1 protein-coding gene is annotated in these 707 nt (G+C 46.5%); it reads right to left on the bottom strand.

Features of this window, described 5'->3' with window-relative positions; all coding sequences use genetic code 11:
- A partial coding sequence (locus R7Z49_RS25030) for a DUF294 nucleotidyltransferase-like domain-containing protein (protein ID WP_318112393.1) occupies positions 1-707 on the bottom strand: 707 nt, incomplete at both ends.

Raw genomic sequence — 707 nt, forward strand, 5'->3', positions numbered from 1 at the left:
GAAAAATATTGATGCATTCAGTAACGCTTTCGGGTTGGGATCGTCAATCCAGTCAGCGAAACATTCTTCCCATTCGGAGCGAGTCATTCGCCACATCGGGTTTGTGGCCATGATGTCACCGGTACAATATTTGTAACCACAAGCGTCAAGGCCGTCACTGACAAACTTAGCGAGATCTTCAAAGTACTTGCCATGTTTCTCTTCTTGATAGGATTCGTCCAGAATAATGGCGTTGTCTTGGTCAGTAACCAGCAACTGTTCGTCGCGTCCCATTGAACCTAATGCGAGGAAGCAATAAGGAATCGGAGGCGCACCGAGTTCTTCTTCGGCCAACTCCAACAAACGCTGTTTGAAACTTCGGCCAATTACCGACATCGCGCTGCCAACCATGTGTGAATTGGCGTCTTCGTTAACCAGACGTACGAAGCTGGTTTTGACTTCTTCTGCGACTGTCGCTAAATCTTCGATGCTTTGCTGCTGAAAAATGCTACTTACAAGAAGCAGGGAGTTTTGCGACTCATAACGAACAATATCGGTAGTTTCGATGATGCCTATCGGCAGTTGATTTTTGACCACCGGCAGATGATGCACATTGTAGCGTAACATCGTTAGCATGGCTTCGTAGATGTAAGCATTATGGTCGAGAGAAATCACTTCCGTCGTCATGACTGTTGAAACATCATCTTGAGGAGACAAGCCTTCCGCAA

The organism is Vibrio sp. 1562 (genome assembly GCF_033340155.1).
In the GTDB taxonomy this organism is placed as follows: Bacteria; Pseudomonadota; Gammaproteobacteria; order Enterobacterales; family Vibrionaceae; genus Vibrio; species Vibrio alginolyticus.